This window comes from Pseudomonas sp. PONIH3, assembly GCF_002934345.1.
Lineage (GTDB): Bacteria > Pseudomonadota > Gammaproteobacteria > Pseudomonadales > Pseudomonadaceae > Aquipseudomonas > Aquipseudomonas soli.
The window spans coordinates 401,985-416,684 of sequence record NZ_CP026386.1 but is presented as its reverse complement, the minus strand read 5'-3'; the positions used below and the strand labels follow the sequence as shown (position 1 = coordinate 416,684).

Annotated in this window: 10 protein-coding genes; 3 read left to right on the top strand and 7 right to left on the bottom strand. The window is 67.2% G+C overall.

Annotation, left to right across the window (positions count from 1 at the left end; translation table 11 throughout):
• Positions 1-276 precede the first annotated feature (276 nt).
• Both paaY and paaX read left to right on the top strand, forming a co-directional pair.
• The gene (gene paaY, locus C3F42_RS01775; protein ID WP_094009904.1) at positions 277-876 is read left to right on the top strand and encodes a phenylacetic acid degradation protein PaaY; all 600 of its coding nucleotides are present in this window, start codon (positions 277-279) and stop codon (positions 874-876) included.
• A 59-nt stretch (positions 877-935) separates the two neighbouring features.
• Positions 936-1,859, top strand: a complete 924-nt coding sequence (gene paaX / locus C3F42_RS01770) for a phenylacetic acid degradation operon negative regulatory protein PaaX (RefSeq protein ID WP_104443873.1) — start codon at positions 936-938, stop codon at positions 1,857-1,859.
• 56 nt (positions 1,860-1,915) lie between these two features.
• On the opposite strand, the gene C3F42_RS01765 is transcribed toward paaX, so the two are convergent.
• The 7 genes from C3F42_RS01765 to C3F42_RS01735 all read right to left on the bottom strand — a co-directional run bounded on the left by C3F42_RS01765 (position 1,916) and on the right by C3F42_RS01735 (position 10,235).
• Positions 1,916-2,830: a fatty acid desaturase gene (locus C3F42_RS01765; RefSeq protein ID WP_256586322.1), complete on the bottom strand. Its 915-nt coding sequence runs from the start codon at positions 2,828-2,830 to the stop codon at positions 1,916-1,918.
• An 88-nt stretch (positions 2,831-2,918) separates the two neighbouring features.
• Positions 2,919-3,986, bottom strand: a complete 1,068-nt coding sequence (locus C3F42_RS01760) for a GNAT family N-acetyltransferase (RefSeq protein WP_104443871.1) — start codon at positions 3,984-3,986, stop codon at positions 2,919-2,921.
• 438 nt (positions 3,987-4,424) lie between these two features.
• Positions 4,425-5,720 carry a histidine decarboxylase gene (locus C3F42_RS01755; protein WP_104443870.1) on the bottom strand — a complete coding sequence of 432 codons (1,296 nt, stop codon included), beginning with the start codon at positions 5,718-5,720 and terminating at the stop codon, positions 4,425-4,427.
• 81 nt (positions 5,721-5,801) lie between these two features.
• Complete coding sequence (gene dhbA / locus C3F42_RS01750; RefSeq protein ID WP_353511530.1) at positions 5,802-6,584, bottom strand: 2,3-dihydro-2,3-dihydroxybenzoate dehydrogenase; 783 nt, start codon at positions 6,582-6,584, stop codon at positions 5,802-5,804.
• A complete protein-coding gene (locus C3F42_RS01745) occupies positions 6,551-7,387 on the bottom strand; it encodes an isochorismatase family protein (RefSeq protein ID WP_104443869.1) in 837 nt (278 codons plus the stop codon). The genes dhbA and C3F42_RS01745 overlap by 34 nt, the downstream gene beginning before the upstream one ends.
• A gap of 47 nt (positions 7,388-7,434) precedes the next feature.
• Positions 7,435-9,036, bottom strand: a complete 1,602-nt coding sequence (locus C3F42_RS01740; protein WP_104443868.1) for a (2,3-dihydroxybenzoyl)adenylate synthase — start codon at positions 9,034-9,036, stop codon at positions 7,435-7,437.
• Positions 9,037-9,062: 26 nt separating this feature from the next.
• Positions 9,063-10,235 carry an isochorismate synthase MenF gene (locus tag C3F42_RS01735; protein WP_038706135.1) on the bottom strand — a complete coding sequence of 391 codons (1,173 nt, stop codon included), beginning with the start codon at positions 10,233-10,235 and terminating at the stop codon, positions 9,063-9,065.
• Between the two features lie 128 nt (positions 10,236-10,363).
• Here C3F42_RS01735 and C3F42_RS01730 point away from each other — a divergent pair, with 128 nt between their 5' ends.
• Positions 10,364-14,656, top strand: coding sequence for an amino acid adenylation domain-containing protein (locus C3F42_RS01730; protein WP_256586251.1), 4,293 nt, complete (start codon positions 10,364-10,366; stop codon positions 14,654-14,656).
• The last annotated feature ends 44 nt before the right edge of the window (positions 14,657-14,700 follow it).

The window sequence follows — 14,700 nt, the reverse complement described above, 5'->3', positions numbered from 1 at the left end:
GCTGGGGCCAGTATATGTTCAATACGATACATAAAATCAATATAGAAATTGTAATTACGTATCTTGATGTGAGGCGAATTACGCTATCGCGGGGCAAGCCCGCTCCCACGCACCCTCGCTCTTACTATCATCCGAAGGAGCTGGCTTGCCCAGCGATGAAGTCTTCACAGGTCTGAAGCTTGGTTAAGAAAGCGATACACCAGCAAGGCATTGACTAAGTGATTTGATCTGATACAGGATCAACAAGTCTTCCGAATCATATCGAGAGCCAGACCCATGCCCTGCTACCGCCTCGACGGCCTGACCCCCGTGGTCCATCCCAGCGCCTATGTACACCCCAGCGCCGTGCTGATCGGCGACGTGCTGGTCGGCGCAAACTGCTACATCGGCCCCTTGGCCTCGCTGCGCGGCGATTTCGGGCGAATCATCCTGGAAGAGGGCGCCAACCTGCAGGACACCTGCGTGATGCACGGTTTTCCCGGCGGCGACACGGTGGTCGAGCGCAACGGCCATATCGGCCATGGCGCCGTGCTGCACGGCTGCCGGATCGGCGAGGATGCCCTGGTCGGCATGAACGCGGTGGTCATGGACGCCGCGCATATCGCCCCGCGCTGCATCGTCGCCGCCACGGCCTTCGTCAAGGCCGGCTTCGAATGCCCGCAGCAACACCTGGTGGTCGGCGCGCCGGCCGTGGCCAAGCGCCCGCTCAGCGACCAGGAACTGGCCTGGAAACAGCGCGGTACCGCCGAATACCACAGCCTCGCCCGGCGTTGCCTGAGCGCGCTGGTGGAATGCCCGCCATTGACCGCGCCGGAGCAGGACCGCCCGCGCATGGGCGACTCCGGCTTCAGGCCCAAGGCCGAGGGCGGTGCATGAGCCTTGCGCGGTCGCGGCAGGCAGGTATAGTCGAGGCTTTAGCCGCGCCTCGTTCCCCCATGAGCAGCCTTGCCCCCCTGAATCACCTGATCACCCGTTTCCAGGAGCAGACGCCGATCCGCGCCAGCTCCCTGATCATCACTCTCTACGGCGATGCCATCGAACCCCATGGCGGCACGGTCTGGCTGGGCAGCCTGATCAACCTGCTGGAGCCGATGGGCATCAACGAGCGGCTGATCCGCACCTCGATCTTCCGCCTGACCAAGGAAGGCTGGCTGACCGCCGAAAAGGTCGGTCGGCGCAGCTATTACAGCCTCACCGGCACCGGCCGGCGGCGCTTCGAAAAAGCCTTCAAGCGCGTCTACAGCGCCAGCCTGCCGGCCTGGAACGGCGCCTGGACCCTGGTGCTGCTGGCCCAGCTCGATGCCACCAAGCGCAAGGCCGTGCGTGAAGAGCTCGAGTGGCAAGGCTTCGGCGTCATGGGCGCGAACCTGCTGGGCTGCCCGCGCACCGACCGTGCCGACCTCGCTGCGACCCTGCGCGAGCAGGATGCCGAGGACGACTGCATCGTCTTCGAGACCCACGCCCAGGAAGTGCTGGCCTCCAAGGCCCTGCGCGCCCAGGTGCGGGAAAGCTGGAACATCGAGGAACTGGGCCAGCACTACAGCGAGTTCATCCGCCTGTTCCGCCCGTTGTGGCAGGCGATGAAGGACCTGGACGCGCCAAGCCCGCAGGACTGCTTCCTGGCGCGCACGCTGCTGATCCACGAGTACCGCCGCCTGCTGCTGCGTGATCCGCAGTTGCCGGACGAGCTGTTGCCGGGGGATTGGGAAGGCCGCGCGGCGCGGCAGCTGTGCCGCAACCTGTACCGGCTGGTGCAGGGCAGGGCGGAGGAGTACCTGGCCAGTGCGCTGGAGACGGCAGATGGGCCGTTGCCGGATGCCAACGAGAGTTACTTCAAGCGCTTTGGTGGGCTTGCTTGACAGGTGGTGCCCTGTAGGAACGGTCTTGCCCGTGCCTACAGGGGAGGGTGACGTTCTCAGCCACGCTGATCGAAGAAATGCCCCATCAGCTGCAACAACGGCCGGCGTCGGTTCTTCACCGCGAACTCCCATTCATGCGTCTGCGACGGCGCATGGCCGAGCTCATGCTCGCCCAGCAACTTCTGCACCTTGGCCAGGCGGTACCAGGGCACCGAGGGGAAGGCATGGTGGACGATGTGCAGGTTGAAGTTGAGGATCACGAAGCGCGACCACAGCGGCAGGCTCTTGCAGTCGTGGGACACGCCGTCCTGCTCCCAGAACTGCAGGCGATCGGCATCGCGGGCGAGCAGCGGGGCCTCGGCGTGGTGCGGCAGGTTGAGCAGCTCGACCATGAAGAACAGGAACACCCAGGTGATCAGGTAGAACAGCACCAGGTCCAGCAGGTGCCCCAGGCTCCAGGCCAGCACGGCCGCCGCCAGGTAGCCGGCCAGGTACAGGCGGGCGAAGCGGATCTCCTTGAGGATCCGTGGCGAACTGTCGCCCTTGGCCTTGGCGATGAATGGCGCGCGCCAGTTGAGCAGGAAGTGGTTGGCGGCGATCATCGGAATCCAGTGCTTCCAGACGAACTCCAGGGTGCGCTCCTGCTTCTTGGTCATCACCGAGAAGCGCTCGATCATGCCGCGGTTCTCCGGGTCGTTCAGCGGGTGCGCAGTCCAGGTGTGGTGGGCCATGTGGAAGCGCCGGCGGACCAGGAACGGCAGGGCGATCAGCCAGCCGTTGCAGTGGCCGATGAAATCGTTGAGCCGGCGGTTGGCCGAGGCGGCGCCGTGGGTCGCCTCGTGCATGATCAGGTAGAGCTGCACGGTGGCCAGACCTGCCAGCGCCAGGCCCAGCAACTGCAGGGCGGTGGAGTCGGCGAGCCACAGGTTCCAGGCCACCGCCAGCAGCAGCAGGTCGGCGACCCACAACATCACGGTCCAGGGTTCCCGGGCGCCGTCGGGGATCTGTTTTCTTACACTAAGCCATTGGTCCTTGGTCACTTGCTGAAACTCCGATCGGTTAGCTGGCGGCCCGGGAAACCGGGGCCGCGGGAAGGCTGCAGAGGTTGTTGGCCAGGTGCGCGTAGGCCAGGTCGAAGCGGGCGATGTCGTCATCGAAACCGTGGCTGCGCGGCGCCACGGCAAAGTCCTGGAACACCAGCTGGATGCAGTCGTAGCGGCTGCCGTTCTCCAGGTGCCAGGCCGGCAGGTAGGCGGTGATCGCAAAGCCCAGGCGGCGCAGGCTGGCCAGCAGCTCCAGCTTGTCGGCGAGGATCACCAGGCCGACGTACTCGGCCTGGGAATACTGACGCAGCAGCGCGCCCAGCTCGGTCAGCACGGCATGGGTCGAGCCATAGCGGCCGCATTGGCCCGACAGCATCAGCGCGGCGGCCTGCGGGTCGTGGCTGTAGCTGAGCTGGCCATGGCGTTCGGCGCCGGTCGGGCCGCTGAGGTAGGTGTCCGGGTAGCTGCCGGGGGCAACGGCAAGCTGCAGGGCGGGGTAGAGCAGCCTGCGGATATAGTCGGCGGCGCGGGTGGTCACGTACCAGGGGGCGACGTGCGCGAAGCCGGCCTGGGGTACAGGGTGGATGGCGGTCAGGTGATACTCGCGCAGGCCATCGACCTTGTCCGGGCCGCCGTCATGGCCCACCAGCACGGCGGGGCGGATCTTCTTCATGACACCGTGGCTGGCGATGTTGCGGGTAATGTAGAAGCCCAGCTCCATGGGCGCTGGCCGGTGCGTCTCGAAACCGAGGCGGACCAGGCTGGAGATGGCGCCGGACCTGCGCGCGTCAGGGTGAATCACACCGTGGCACACCTCCCACGACTGGTTCCACGGGCGGCGGGCGATGCAGCAGCAACCGGCCAGGTTGCCCTCGGCCTCGGCGACGAACCACTGCTGTTGCCCGCTGCTCATCGAGTGGCGGATGTAGGACGCACTCTGGCAGGGGTGGGTGGTCTGCCCATAGACCTGCTGGAACAGCGCGGCGAGGGCTTCGATATCGGCGGGGTTGGCCGGGCGATAGCGCAGTGTTTCGGTTTCCGGCAACGGCGCAACGGCCGTTTGCGGCGAACGGGTCGCAGTCATGACGCACCTTTTGTCTTTATTGAAGGCGAACGAAGGCAGTGACCGCCCAGGGCAGGTCACGGGCAGGTGTCGGTTTTGGCGCTGCGGTCAGTGGCGGGAATGTCGTCGGTTGACGGCGAAGCAGGCGGGGGCGAGCAAAAGGCAAGGCAGGGCGGGTTTGAACGGAGCGTCATCCGTGAGCATGGCCATTACGCAACTCCTGTACATGGCGGGGTTCTTGTCCGAGGCAAACAGAAATCCTTCCCGTTGCCAGGACACGGACTATAGAGCCACGCCATGGGCTGTCAAACGCACACGGAGGGTCGCCTGCGCGGTGGTCTCTGCGGGGCGGCCAAGGGGCGGATCAGCCCGCCCCCGGTTTTTCGGCACGCCAGCTTGCAGGGGCGCGCGTTGTAGGCACAGGCTTACATGCAAACGCCCGGAATGACGACTCGGCGTTCAGCTATCGCTGCCCTTGGGATGGGCGATGATGCGTTGCGGTTCGGCTTTTCCCAGGTCCGGCGCAGGCACCCTCAGAGGCTGGCTGGCAGTGCTGTAGACCTGGGTGCGAGTGGCCAGCCCGTCGACCAGGATACCTTGCAACGGTTGCCTGGCCGGTGGCTTGCCACGGGCCTTGAGATCGGCAATCACCTCGTCGACTAAGGCATCGATCTGCGTACTGTCCCGGTGGTGGGCGGTGGTGATCAGGTGCGCGGTGTCGCCCGAGGTGGCCAGGCAATGGCGTTTCCATACGTTGGCCGAGGGGCAGGGGAACACCACGGTGATCGAATTGGGATTGCGCCAGGCGTCGATCCCCGCGGCCCGCAGCCGGTCCACCGCATGCTGGGCCAGGTCCAGGCAGCGTTGGATACGTTCACGCCAGTCGTCCATGGAGCGGCTGCGCAGGGCGGCCCACATCATCAGCGGCGTGTGGCCGTTGCGCGAGCCGCTGATGGTCTGGTCGCGGGCGCTGATGTAGTCGACCTCCACCGAGATGCGTTCGACGTTGGCGCGCCGTGCCACGACGATGCCGCAGGGCATCGGCGAGCCGATCATCTTGTGCCCCGAGACGCAGATCGAGTCGATGCCGTCGGCGAACGAGTAGGGCTCGGGAGCGTCGACGAAGGGCAGGATCATGCCGCTGAGTGCCGCGTCGGCATGCAGGTAGTAGTCCTCCCGGCGGATGCCGGCCTGGGCCAGGCGCTGCTGGATGGTGGCGATGTTGTCAGTGGCGCCGCGCAGGGTGGTGCCGATGTTGGCGAAGATGATCGGGTGGTGCTCGCCGTCGGCCGCGATCCGTGCGATCAGGTCGTCGTAGTCCATCTCGCCATTGGCCTGGGACGCCACCACCTGGGCCTTGATGCGCAGCAGGCGGACGATCTTGGCCACCGAGTAGTGGGTGTCCTGGGAGTAGTAGAGCGCGGCGTCGGGGAACAGCTCGCGGGCCAGGTAGCAGCCGAACATGTTGCCTTCGGTGCCGCCGTTGGTGACGTAGCCCCAGCTGTCCTCGAAGGGGATGTGGAACAGTTCGGCGAAGAAGCGCATCACCTCGCGCTCGAAATCGAAGGAATTGAGCAGGTAGTTGCTGTACTCGTTCCAGTCGCCGCAGTTGTTGATGGAAAAGCGCATGAAACGGTGCAGCAGGCTGTAGTCGAAGTCGGCGGATTCGGGGTAGCCGACATTGAAGTACTGGTGGGTGAGGCAGTAGCGCCAGAACGCCTCGAGACGTGTGTGGTCGGCAGGTGAGAATGTCATGTCCAGCTCCATGGAGCGCGCCCGGCCGACCAGGGCCGGGCGCGTTGCGGGTGAAAGTCCTTGTCGGTGGCCGTGTCGGGCTCAGGCGGCCAGGGTGGCGCCGCCGTCGACCACGATGTCCTGCAGGGTCACGTGGCCGGCCTGCTCGGAGGCGAGGAACAGCACCACATGAGCGATATCGTCGGGCGTGGCGATCTTGCCCAGGGGCACGCCGAGCTTGAACTGCTGTGGCAGGCCGTCGATCAACTGCCGTTCTGCCGCCGGATCGCCCAGCATGCCGGCCAGCATCGGCGTGCGCGTCGAGCCCGGCGAGACCACGTTGCAGCGCACGCCATAGGGCGCAAGCTCGAGGCCCACGCAGTGGCTGAGGCTGACCAGCGCGGCCTTGGAGGCGCAGTAGGCGGCCATGTTCAGCCGCGGCACATGGGCTGCATTGGAAGCGACGTTGACGATGGCGCCGCGGCGCTGGCGGCGGAACACCGGGGTCCACTGGCGCATCAGGTAGAACGGCGCGCTGGCATTGACGTCGAGGCAGCGCTGCCAGTCTTCGCAGGACACCTCGTCGCTGAGCCCGAGCCGCAGCACGCCGGCCACATTGACCAGCACATCGAGATACTGCGCCTGTTCCTTGAGCCGGTCGCAGACCCGTTGCACGTCGGCCGGGTCGGTCAGGTCGACATGCAGCAGCGGGAACGGCACGTCGGCCTCCTCGCAATCCAGGCCGATGACCTCGGCGCCTTCCTCGACAAAGCGCTGCGCCACGCAGCGGCCGATGCCGCTGGCGGCACCGGTGACCAGCACGCGCCGGCCAGTGAAGCGGGCCATGGCCATCAGGCGGCCCCCCGCGCTTGCACCAGCGACCACCAGCCATCCAGCGTCGGCGTGTTGGCCAGCTCCTCGAAGCTGACGGCGATGCCGCGCTGCTTGAGCTCGGCGGCCAGTTTCATCACCTGCAGCGAGTCGAGGCCGTAGAAGATCAGGCTTTCCTGGGGGTCGAGCTCGCTGTCGTCCTCGATCATCTGGCGCACCCGGCCGTGCAGCCAGTCACGGGTAGTCACGCCCGCCGGCTGGGTCAGCAGGGTGGCGGTGTCGGTGACATGGCCGCAGCGGGTGGCCACGTACTTCAGGGCCAGGCGGTGCTCCTCCTCGGAGAAATCGGCCACCGCGTCGCCCACCAGGAAGGCCTGGATATCGTTCATGAAGGCGTCGGCGGCGGTGATCATGCAGCCGATATGGGCGTACACGCCGCCGATCAGCAGTTGGTCCCGCTGCCAGCCGCGCATGCGTTCGAGCAGGTCGGAGCGCTGGAAGGCGCTGTAGCGCCACTTGGTCAGCACGGTATCGCCCGGCTGCGGCGAAAGCGCGTCGATGATCGGTTGCTGTTCGGGGCTGGCCGCGGGCAGCCCCGGGCCCCACATGGCGTTGAGCAGGGCGCGATCCTCGGGCGGCTGTTCATGGGGCTGGGCGGTGTAGACCACCGGGATGCCCTGCGCGCGAGCCCACTGGATCAGCCGCGACAGGTTGTCCACCAGCGCGGTGAGCAGGGCGCCGTCAGGCTGGTAGAAGCGCAGGAAATAGCGCTGCATGTCGTGGATCAGCAGCACGGCGCGGGCCGGGTCGGGTTGCCAGGTGGTCTTGTTGGCCGGGTAGCTGGCCGGTTGCGGCATGGGGTAGTCGTGGATGGTTGGAATGGTCGTGTCGGGTCCTTGGACGGTCAGGTGGTCGGGGCAACGGCGAGCAGCGCGCGCAGTTGCTTCTTGTCGATCTTGCCCACCGCGGTCAGCGGCATGGCGTCGATCAGCCGGATCCGGTCCGGGAGCTTGTATTCGGCGATGCCCAGGCCCATGAGGTGGCGGCGCAAGGCGATCGGCTTGAGTTGCGGGTTGCGCGAGACGATGAAGGCGCAGCTCTTCTCGCCGAGCAGTTCATCGGGCAGCGCCACCAGGGCGGCGTGGGTCACGTCGGGGTGCATGACGATCAGGTTCTCGATCTCCTCCGAAGCGACCTTCTCGCCGCCGCGGTTGATCTGGTCCTTGACCCGCCCGACGACCCGCAGGTTGCCGTCGGCGCTGCGCTGGACGATATCGCCGGAGTGGTAGAAACCGTCCTGGTCGAACACCTGGGCGTTGTGCTCGGGGCTCTTGTAGTAGCCGCAGAAGGTATAGGGGCCACGGGTGGCGAGCATGCCCGGCTCGCCGTCGGCGACCGGCTGGCCCTGTTCGTCGAGGATGCGCACCTCGTCCAGTTCGCTGATCGGCCGGCCCTGGGTGGTGAATACCTGTTCGTCGCTATCATCCAGACGGGTGTAGTTGACCAGGCCCTCGGCCATGCCGAATACCTGCTGCAGCTTGCAGCCCAGCACCTCGGGAACCTGGCGCGCCAAGGCCTCGGCGAAACTGGCGCCACCGACCTGCAGCAGGCGCAGGCTGCGCAGCTTGGCGGCGTGCCCGGGGGCGGCCTGCAGCCACAGGGCCACGGCGCTGGGCACCAGGGCGGCCATGGTCACGGCGTGGCGTTCGATCAGGGCGAAGCAGTGCAACGGCTCCGGGTTGGCCGCCATGACGATGCAGCCGCCGGCGTGCAGCACGCCCAGGCCACCGGGGGAACTGAGGGTGTAGTTGTGCGCCGCCGGCAGCGCGCAGAGGAAGCGCGTGTCGCTGTCGAGGGCGCAGATCTGCGCGCTGGCCCGCACGCTGTAGGCGTAGTCGTTGTGGGTGCGCGGGATCAGTTTGGGGGTGCCGGTGCTGCCGCCGGACAGCTGGAACAACGCCACCTCGCCGCACGGGCTGGGCGCGTAGTGGGTGCCGCGCACATCGGCGCTGGCGCTCCAGTCGTCGAGGGCATCGAGCATCAGCGTCAGCTTCGGGCGCAGGCCTTCCTTGGCCAGGTCGTCGAGGAACGCGTCATTGCGGAATACCTCATGCTCCGCCGAAGCGATCAGCAGGGCCGGCTGGATCTGCCGGGCAAAGGCGCCCAGCTCGTGCTGGCGGTGGCTGTACAGCGCATTGACCGGGGCGATGCCGGCCTTGAGCAGGGCGAACAGCACGATGTAGAACTCGGCGACGTTGGGCAGCTGCACCAGCGCAGTGTCGCCCTGGCCCAGGCCGTGGGCGGCCAGGCGCGATGCCAGGTTGGAGGCACGGCGATCCAGTTCGCCGTAGCTGATGCGGCGCTCGCCGCAGAGGATCGCCGGGGCTTGCGGCTGCACGGCGGCGCGGGCGATCAGCAACTGGCTGAGCGGCTGGTCGTTCCAGTAGCCGGCGGCGCGATAGCGCTGCGCCCGGTCCGCGGGCCAGGGGGTGAATTCGATGGTCATGGGCATCTCGGAAAGCGGGTTTGAGGTCAATGGTCCAGGCCGCAGGCGCGCAGCATGGTGCCGAGCTTGGTCTGTACTTCGTTCCATTCGCTGTCGGGGCTGGAGGCCTCGACGATGCCGGCGCCGGCGAACAGGCGAACGCGCTGGCCGTTGAAGGTGCCGCAGCGGATGGTCACCACCCACTCGCCGTTGCCCTGGGCGTCGCACCAACCGACCATGCCGGTGAACAGGCCACGCTCGAAGGGCTCGACGAAGCGGATCAGCTGGCGGGCGCGCTCGGTGGGGTAACCGCATACGGCGGGGGTCGGGTGCAGGCGGCAGGCCAGTTGCAGGGCGTCGATATCGGCCGAGGCCAGTTCGCCCTCGATGCGCGTGGACAGGTGCCACAACGCGGCGGTGCTGATCAGCGAGGGCCGTTCGGGGACCTGCAGGCGGCTGCACAGCTCGCCGACGCGCTGGGCGATGTCCTCGGTGACCAGGCGGTGCTCGTAGTGGTCCTTCTCCGACGCCGCCAGCCATTGCGCATTGGCGCGGTCGGCCTCGGGGTCGGCCATGCGTCGCACGGAGCCGGCCAGCGGATTGCTGACGAAGGCGCTGCCTTGCTTGTGCACCAGCAGTTCCGGGCTCACCCCCAGCAGGGTGGAACCGTCGGCCAGGGGCACGCGGAAGTGGTAGCCCTCGCGGTTCAGTGCCTTGAGGTTGGCCTGCACCTGGGCCGTGTCCACGGGCGCGGCAAAGTGCAGTTCGCGCTGCACCGAGAGCACGGCCTTGCGCACATCGCTGTGCTGGAAGTTGACGATGGCGTGGCGCACGGCGCGCTTGAAACCGTGTTCGTCGGGGATGTTGGCCTGGTTGAGCAGAGCAGGCAGCGAGCCGGGCTGTACAGGAGCCGCGGCGCGCGCCTGCCAGGTATAGGCCTCGGGAATGTACAGGCTGGAAGCCTGGGTGGTGTCGAACGGGATAGCGCCGACCACGATGGGATTTTCCTGCCCGGCCTGGCGGGCGCGTTCGAAGGCCTGGTCGATGCTGCGCCGCAGTGCGCCACCGGCCAAGTGGCTGCCGTGGGCCGCGGTGTCGATGCGTTCGCTCAGGCCGCTGACGCTCAGCTCGCGCTCGCCGGATGTGAATGAAAAGCTCGAATCCTCTTGGTTGAGCGGCATGGTGTCCCTGTCTTGCAAACGCAGGGTGCCTGTCTTCATGAGTTGCCTCCTTGGCGATGGGTGAGAAAGAAAACCTTGAAATATAATCATTCTCGTTAGTAAATATGAGGACGCGAAACACATGGATTTGTCAACTACGCGGGTAAGCGATGAGAGAGTTAACTTCGATGCAGGCCGCCTGTTGGATCGGGCGGGATGCACATGCGGCACTGGGTGGCGTCAGCGCGCACCTGTACGCCGAGTTCGATGGCCGGGCCATCGATGTGGCGCGCCTTGCCGGCGCACTTGAGGCGCTGTACCGGGCGCATCCGATGCTGAGCCTGCGCATCGACGGGCAGGGGCTGCAGGCCATCGACGAAGCACAGCGCGCCCATCTGGAGCTGGAGGATTTCAGCGATCTGGATGGTCCAGCCGTGGAGCGGCGCCTGCTGGAGAAACGTCGCCAGTGGAGCCACCAGCGCCTGGACCTGGGTGCTGGCCAGGGTGCGCGCTTCGGCCTGAGCCTGCTGCCGGGCAATGCCAGCCGGTTGCACGTGGACACCGACATGATCGCGGTGGACCCGTCGAGCTTCCGGGTGCTGATGGAAGACCTGGCTCGCCTGTACGATTCGCCTGAAAGCGTTCTGCCGACCACGCCGAACTACTTCGACTGGCTGGACCAGGTGCGTGCCGATGCCGACCTGCGTGCCGCCCGCAGCCGCGACCGGGCATGGTGGCGAGCACGCCTGGCGCAGATCGCCCCAGCGCCCTCGCTGCCCTTGCTCCCTGCGGGGGCGGCACGCAGCGAGCGCTTTGCCGCTCGCCTTGAACCTGCGCAGTATCGTGCCTTGCAGCACGCGGCGCGCGCACAGCGGATCACCTCGTCGGCGTTGATGCTCGGGCTGTTCGCCACCGCCTTGGGTGAGCACACCGGCGATCGGCGCTTGCGCCTGAACGTCCCGGTATTCTGGCGCGAACCACTGCTGGAACCTGTACAGCGCATCGTTGGCGAGTTCGCCAACCTGGTGCTGGTGGACGTCGACTTCACGGGTATCGCCAGCCTTGCCGCGCTGTGCCGGGACCTGCATCGGCAGCTGGTGGAGCGCCTGGCGCACAGCGCCTATCCGGGCGTGGACCTGATGCGCGACCTGTCGCGCCATCACGGTACGCCGCAACTGGCACCGGTGGTGTTCACCGCAGGGCTGGACCTGCCTGGCGGCGAGCTGTTCTCCGAGCGGGTGAACCGGGTGTTCGGGCCGATGGACTGGGTGATCTCCCAGGGCCCGCAGGTGGCCCTGGACGCACAGGTGGCGCGGGCCGACGGTGGCCTGCTGATCAATTGGGACGTGCGCCTGGACGCATTGCCCGCTGACTGGGTCCAGGCACTGTTCGAGCGCTTCATCGCCCTGGCTGAGGCGGTGGCTGCCGACACGGGCGCGCTGCACCAGCCATTGGCGATTGCGGCGAGCCGGGATCGACCACTGAACACTCTGCAACAGGCCTACCTGCTGGGGCGTGGCGAGCATCTGCCGCTGGGCGGCGTGGCCATGCAGGAATTCCGCGAGTATCGCGGGCGCATGGACCTGGCGCTGTTGCGCCGCCGCCTCACGGACATGGTGCGCCGCCACGACAGCCTGCGCACCCGCATCGATGCCCAGGCATTGACCCAGTCGATAAGCGACCAGGTGCAGGTCAACCTGGAGGTGATCGACCTGCACGGGTTGACGGCCGAGCAGGTTCAGGCGCAGCTCGAGGTCCGTCGCGAGGACTATGCCCATGCGCTGTTCGATCTGGCCGGGCCGCCCTGGAATGTCACCGCCTTCCAGTTGCCACAAGGCGAGTTGGTGGTGTTCGTGCGCTTCGATGCGTTGATTCTTGATGGACGCTCCATCGCGACCTTGATGGTCGAGCTGTTCGACGGCCACTGCCAGCCGCTGACGGCCAGCGAGCCCACGGCGGCTGGCATCGACCAGAGCGAGGTGCGCAAGGCCGATGCCGAGTATTGGAAGGCAAAGCTGGCTGAGGTCGACGGCGCGCCAAGGCTGCCGTGGCGCCAAGCCTTGGACAAGGTCGGCGTGGCCCGGTACGCCCGCCAGCGCCAGGTAATCTCCGCCCAGGCGTTCAAGGCATTGAGCCGCGCAGGTGCGCGTGAGGGGCTGTTCAAGAACTCGACGATCATGGCCGTGGTGCTGGAAGTGCTCGGCCACTGGCTCGACGAAGGCAGCCTGTGCGTGGCGGTGCCGGTGGCGCCGCCCCAGGACGGCGCATTTGCCAACCGCTCCAGCTTCATCGCCGTCGATTGGCAGCGCGGCCTGCCCAGCCTGGCCGAGCGCGCCAAGCGACTGCAGGCCGATGTGCTGGAAGGCTTGCAGCATCTGGTGTTCTCCGGCGTGGACCTGGCCCGCCTGCTGTACGACAGCAACGGCCCGGGCCCGGCGCTACCGGTGGTGCTGACCAACGGCCTGTCCTGGCCGGTGGGCGCGGTCGATGGCCCGATGTACCTGAGCGCGGGCCTGACCCAGACGCCGCAGGTGGCCATGGACATCCGTTTCTGCAACACCGCCGAGGGCGGGTTGGCGTTCGAGATCGACTATGCCCGCGAAGCAATCGATGGCCGCTGGGTCGGACAGCTGCTCGTGGTCTTGAACCAGGCGGTGGCGCAATTGGCCGGGCAGGTTGCATTCGAAGTCCACGCACGGCAGTTCATCGACCTTGGCCACTACCGCCTGAACAGCAGCGAGGCGCAGGCCGAACCAGTCGATTTCCTTGGGCGCATCGCCCACAACCTGTTCGGCCCGGACAATGGACGCATCGCCTTGCTGCATGGCGAGCGGCGCATCAGCTATGCCGAACTGGGGGAGGGTGTGAAGCGCATTGCCGGGGCATTCCAGGCCCGCGGGCTGCGCCCCGGTCAGGTGGTCGCCATCTGCCTGCCACGCGGTCCTGAGCACACCATGACGACCCTGGCCTGCGCCCTGAGCGGGCTGGTCTGGGTACCGATCGACGCGGCCGCGCCCGAGGAGCGCCTGCGCTATCTGCTGGACAACTGTCAGCCGGCGCTGGTGGTCGACGCCGTCGCGCCACTGCTGGCCAGCCCTCCGGCAGCCCTGGACCTGACGGCTCTGGCGGCCTTGTCGGCGAGCACCGCGCCGGCCTACTACCTGTACACCTCCGGCACCACCGGCAAGCCCAAGTGCGTGGTGCTGAACAACCGCGCCACCGCCAATGTCATCGGCAGCACCTTGGCGCAGTGGCAGGTCAGCCGCGACGATGTGTTCATCTCGGTGACCCCGCTGCACCACGACATGTCGCTGTTCGACGTGTTCGGCAGCCTGTGCGCCGGGGCGGCGCTGGTGCTGCCCGAGCCCGGCGAGGAAAAGGATGCGCTGCGCTGGAACCAGTTGGTCAGGCAGCACGGCGTGAGCCTCTGGTGCTCGGTCCCGGCCATCCTCGAAATGCTCCTGGCCTGCCGTCAGGGTGATGGTCTGCGCAGCCTGCGCCTGCTGGCCCAGGGCGGCGACTACATCAAGCCGGCGGTGATCGCCGAACTACGCGAGCAACTGCCCGAGGCGCGGCTGGTGTCCCTGGGTGGCCCGACCGAGACCACCATCTGGAGCATCTGGCACGAAATCGGTGCACAGGACCGCGCCAGGGTGCCCTATGGCCGGCCACTGCCGGGCAACCGCTACTGGCTGCTGGACGAGCACGGCGCGCATTGCCCGCAGGGCGTCGCCGGGCGTATCCACACCAGTGGGGTGGGCCTGGCCTTGGGCTACCTGGAGGACGGCGAACTGGTGCAGAGCGACTTCGTCGATGTGCTCGACGATCACGGCGCGCCAGTGCGTGCCTTCCGTACCGGTGACCGTGGCCGCTACCGCGAGGACGGCGTGCTGCTGTTCGACAGCCGGGTCAACGGTTACGTGAAGGTGCGCGGCGTGCGGGTGTCGCTGCCGGACATCGAGATCGAGCTGATCCGCCATCCGGCGGTGCAGCAGGTGCTGGTGGTGGACTATGGCGACACGCAACAGGGCGAGGCCTGCATCGGCGCGCTGTATGTAAGGCGCAACGGTGCGCCGCCCGGCGCCGTGGCGTTGCGTGAGCATGCCCGGGCCTTGCTGGCGCAGTCCCATGTACCCACGCGGTTCGTCGAGGTCGACGCCTTGCCGTTGACCGCCAACGGCAAGCCGGACCGCAGGCTCGCCCGCGCCTTGCTTGAAGGTGACACCGGGCAGGCGCCAATACCGGCGGCTGTGCCCAGCGACCCGCAGCGTCATGCCCAGGTGCTGGCGATCTACCAGCAGGTGCTCGGCGCCACGCAGCCGGCCAGGGATTTCCTGGCCATGGGCCTGCGGCCGCAGCACCTCAAGCCGCTGGCGGCGCGCCTGGGCGAAGCCTTCGCGGTGCGCCTTTCGCCCGCGCAGTTGCTGCCATGTCGCACGGTGGAAGAGGTCGAGCGCCTGCTCGTCAACGCCCCCGTGTGAAACCACCGGCCTGAATCAATCGTCCTGGGCCTGGCCCGGGGCGC

Coding starts and splice junctions, on each gene's coding strand:
- paaY (WP_094009904.1), top strand. CDS start 277: ATGCCCTGCTACCGCCTCGACGGCCTGACCCCCGTGGTCCATCCCAGC.
- paaX (WP_104443873.1), top strand. CDS start 936: ATGAGCAGCCTTGCCCCCCTGAATCACCTGATCACCCGTTTCCAGGAG.
- C3F42_RS01765 (WP_256586322.1), bottom strand. CDS start 2,830: ATGTTGTGGGTCGCCGACCTGCTGCTGCTGGCGGTGGCCTGGAACCTG.
- C3F42_RS01760 (WP_104443871.1), bottom strand. CDS start 3,986: ATGACTGCGACCCGTTCGCCGCAAACGGCCGTTGCGCCGTTGCCGGAA.
- C3F42_RS01755 (WP_104443870.1), bottom strand. CDS start 5,720: ATGACATTCTCACCTGCCGACCACACACGTCTCGAGGCGTTCTGGCGC.
- C3F42_RS01745 (WP_104443869.1), bottom strand. CDS start 7,387: ATGCCGCAACCGGCCAGCTACCCGGCCAACAAGACCACCTGGCAACCC.
- C3F42_RS01740 (WP_104443868.1), bottom strand. CDS start 9,036: ATGACCATCGAATTCACCCCCTGGCCCGCGGACCGGGCGCAGCGCTAT.
- C3F42_RS01735 (WP_038706135.1), bottom strand. CDS start 10,235: ATGAAGACAGGCACCCTGCGTTTGCAAGACAGGGACACCATGCCGCTC.
- C3F42_RS01730 (WP_256586251.1), top strand. CDS start 10,364: ATGCAGGCCGCCTGTTGGATCGGGCGGGATGCACATGCGGCACTGGGT.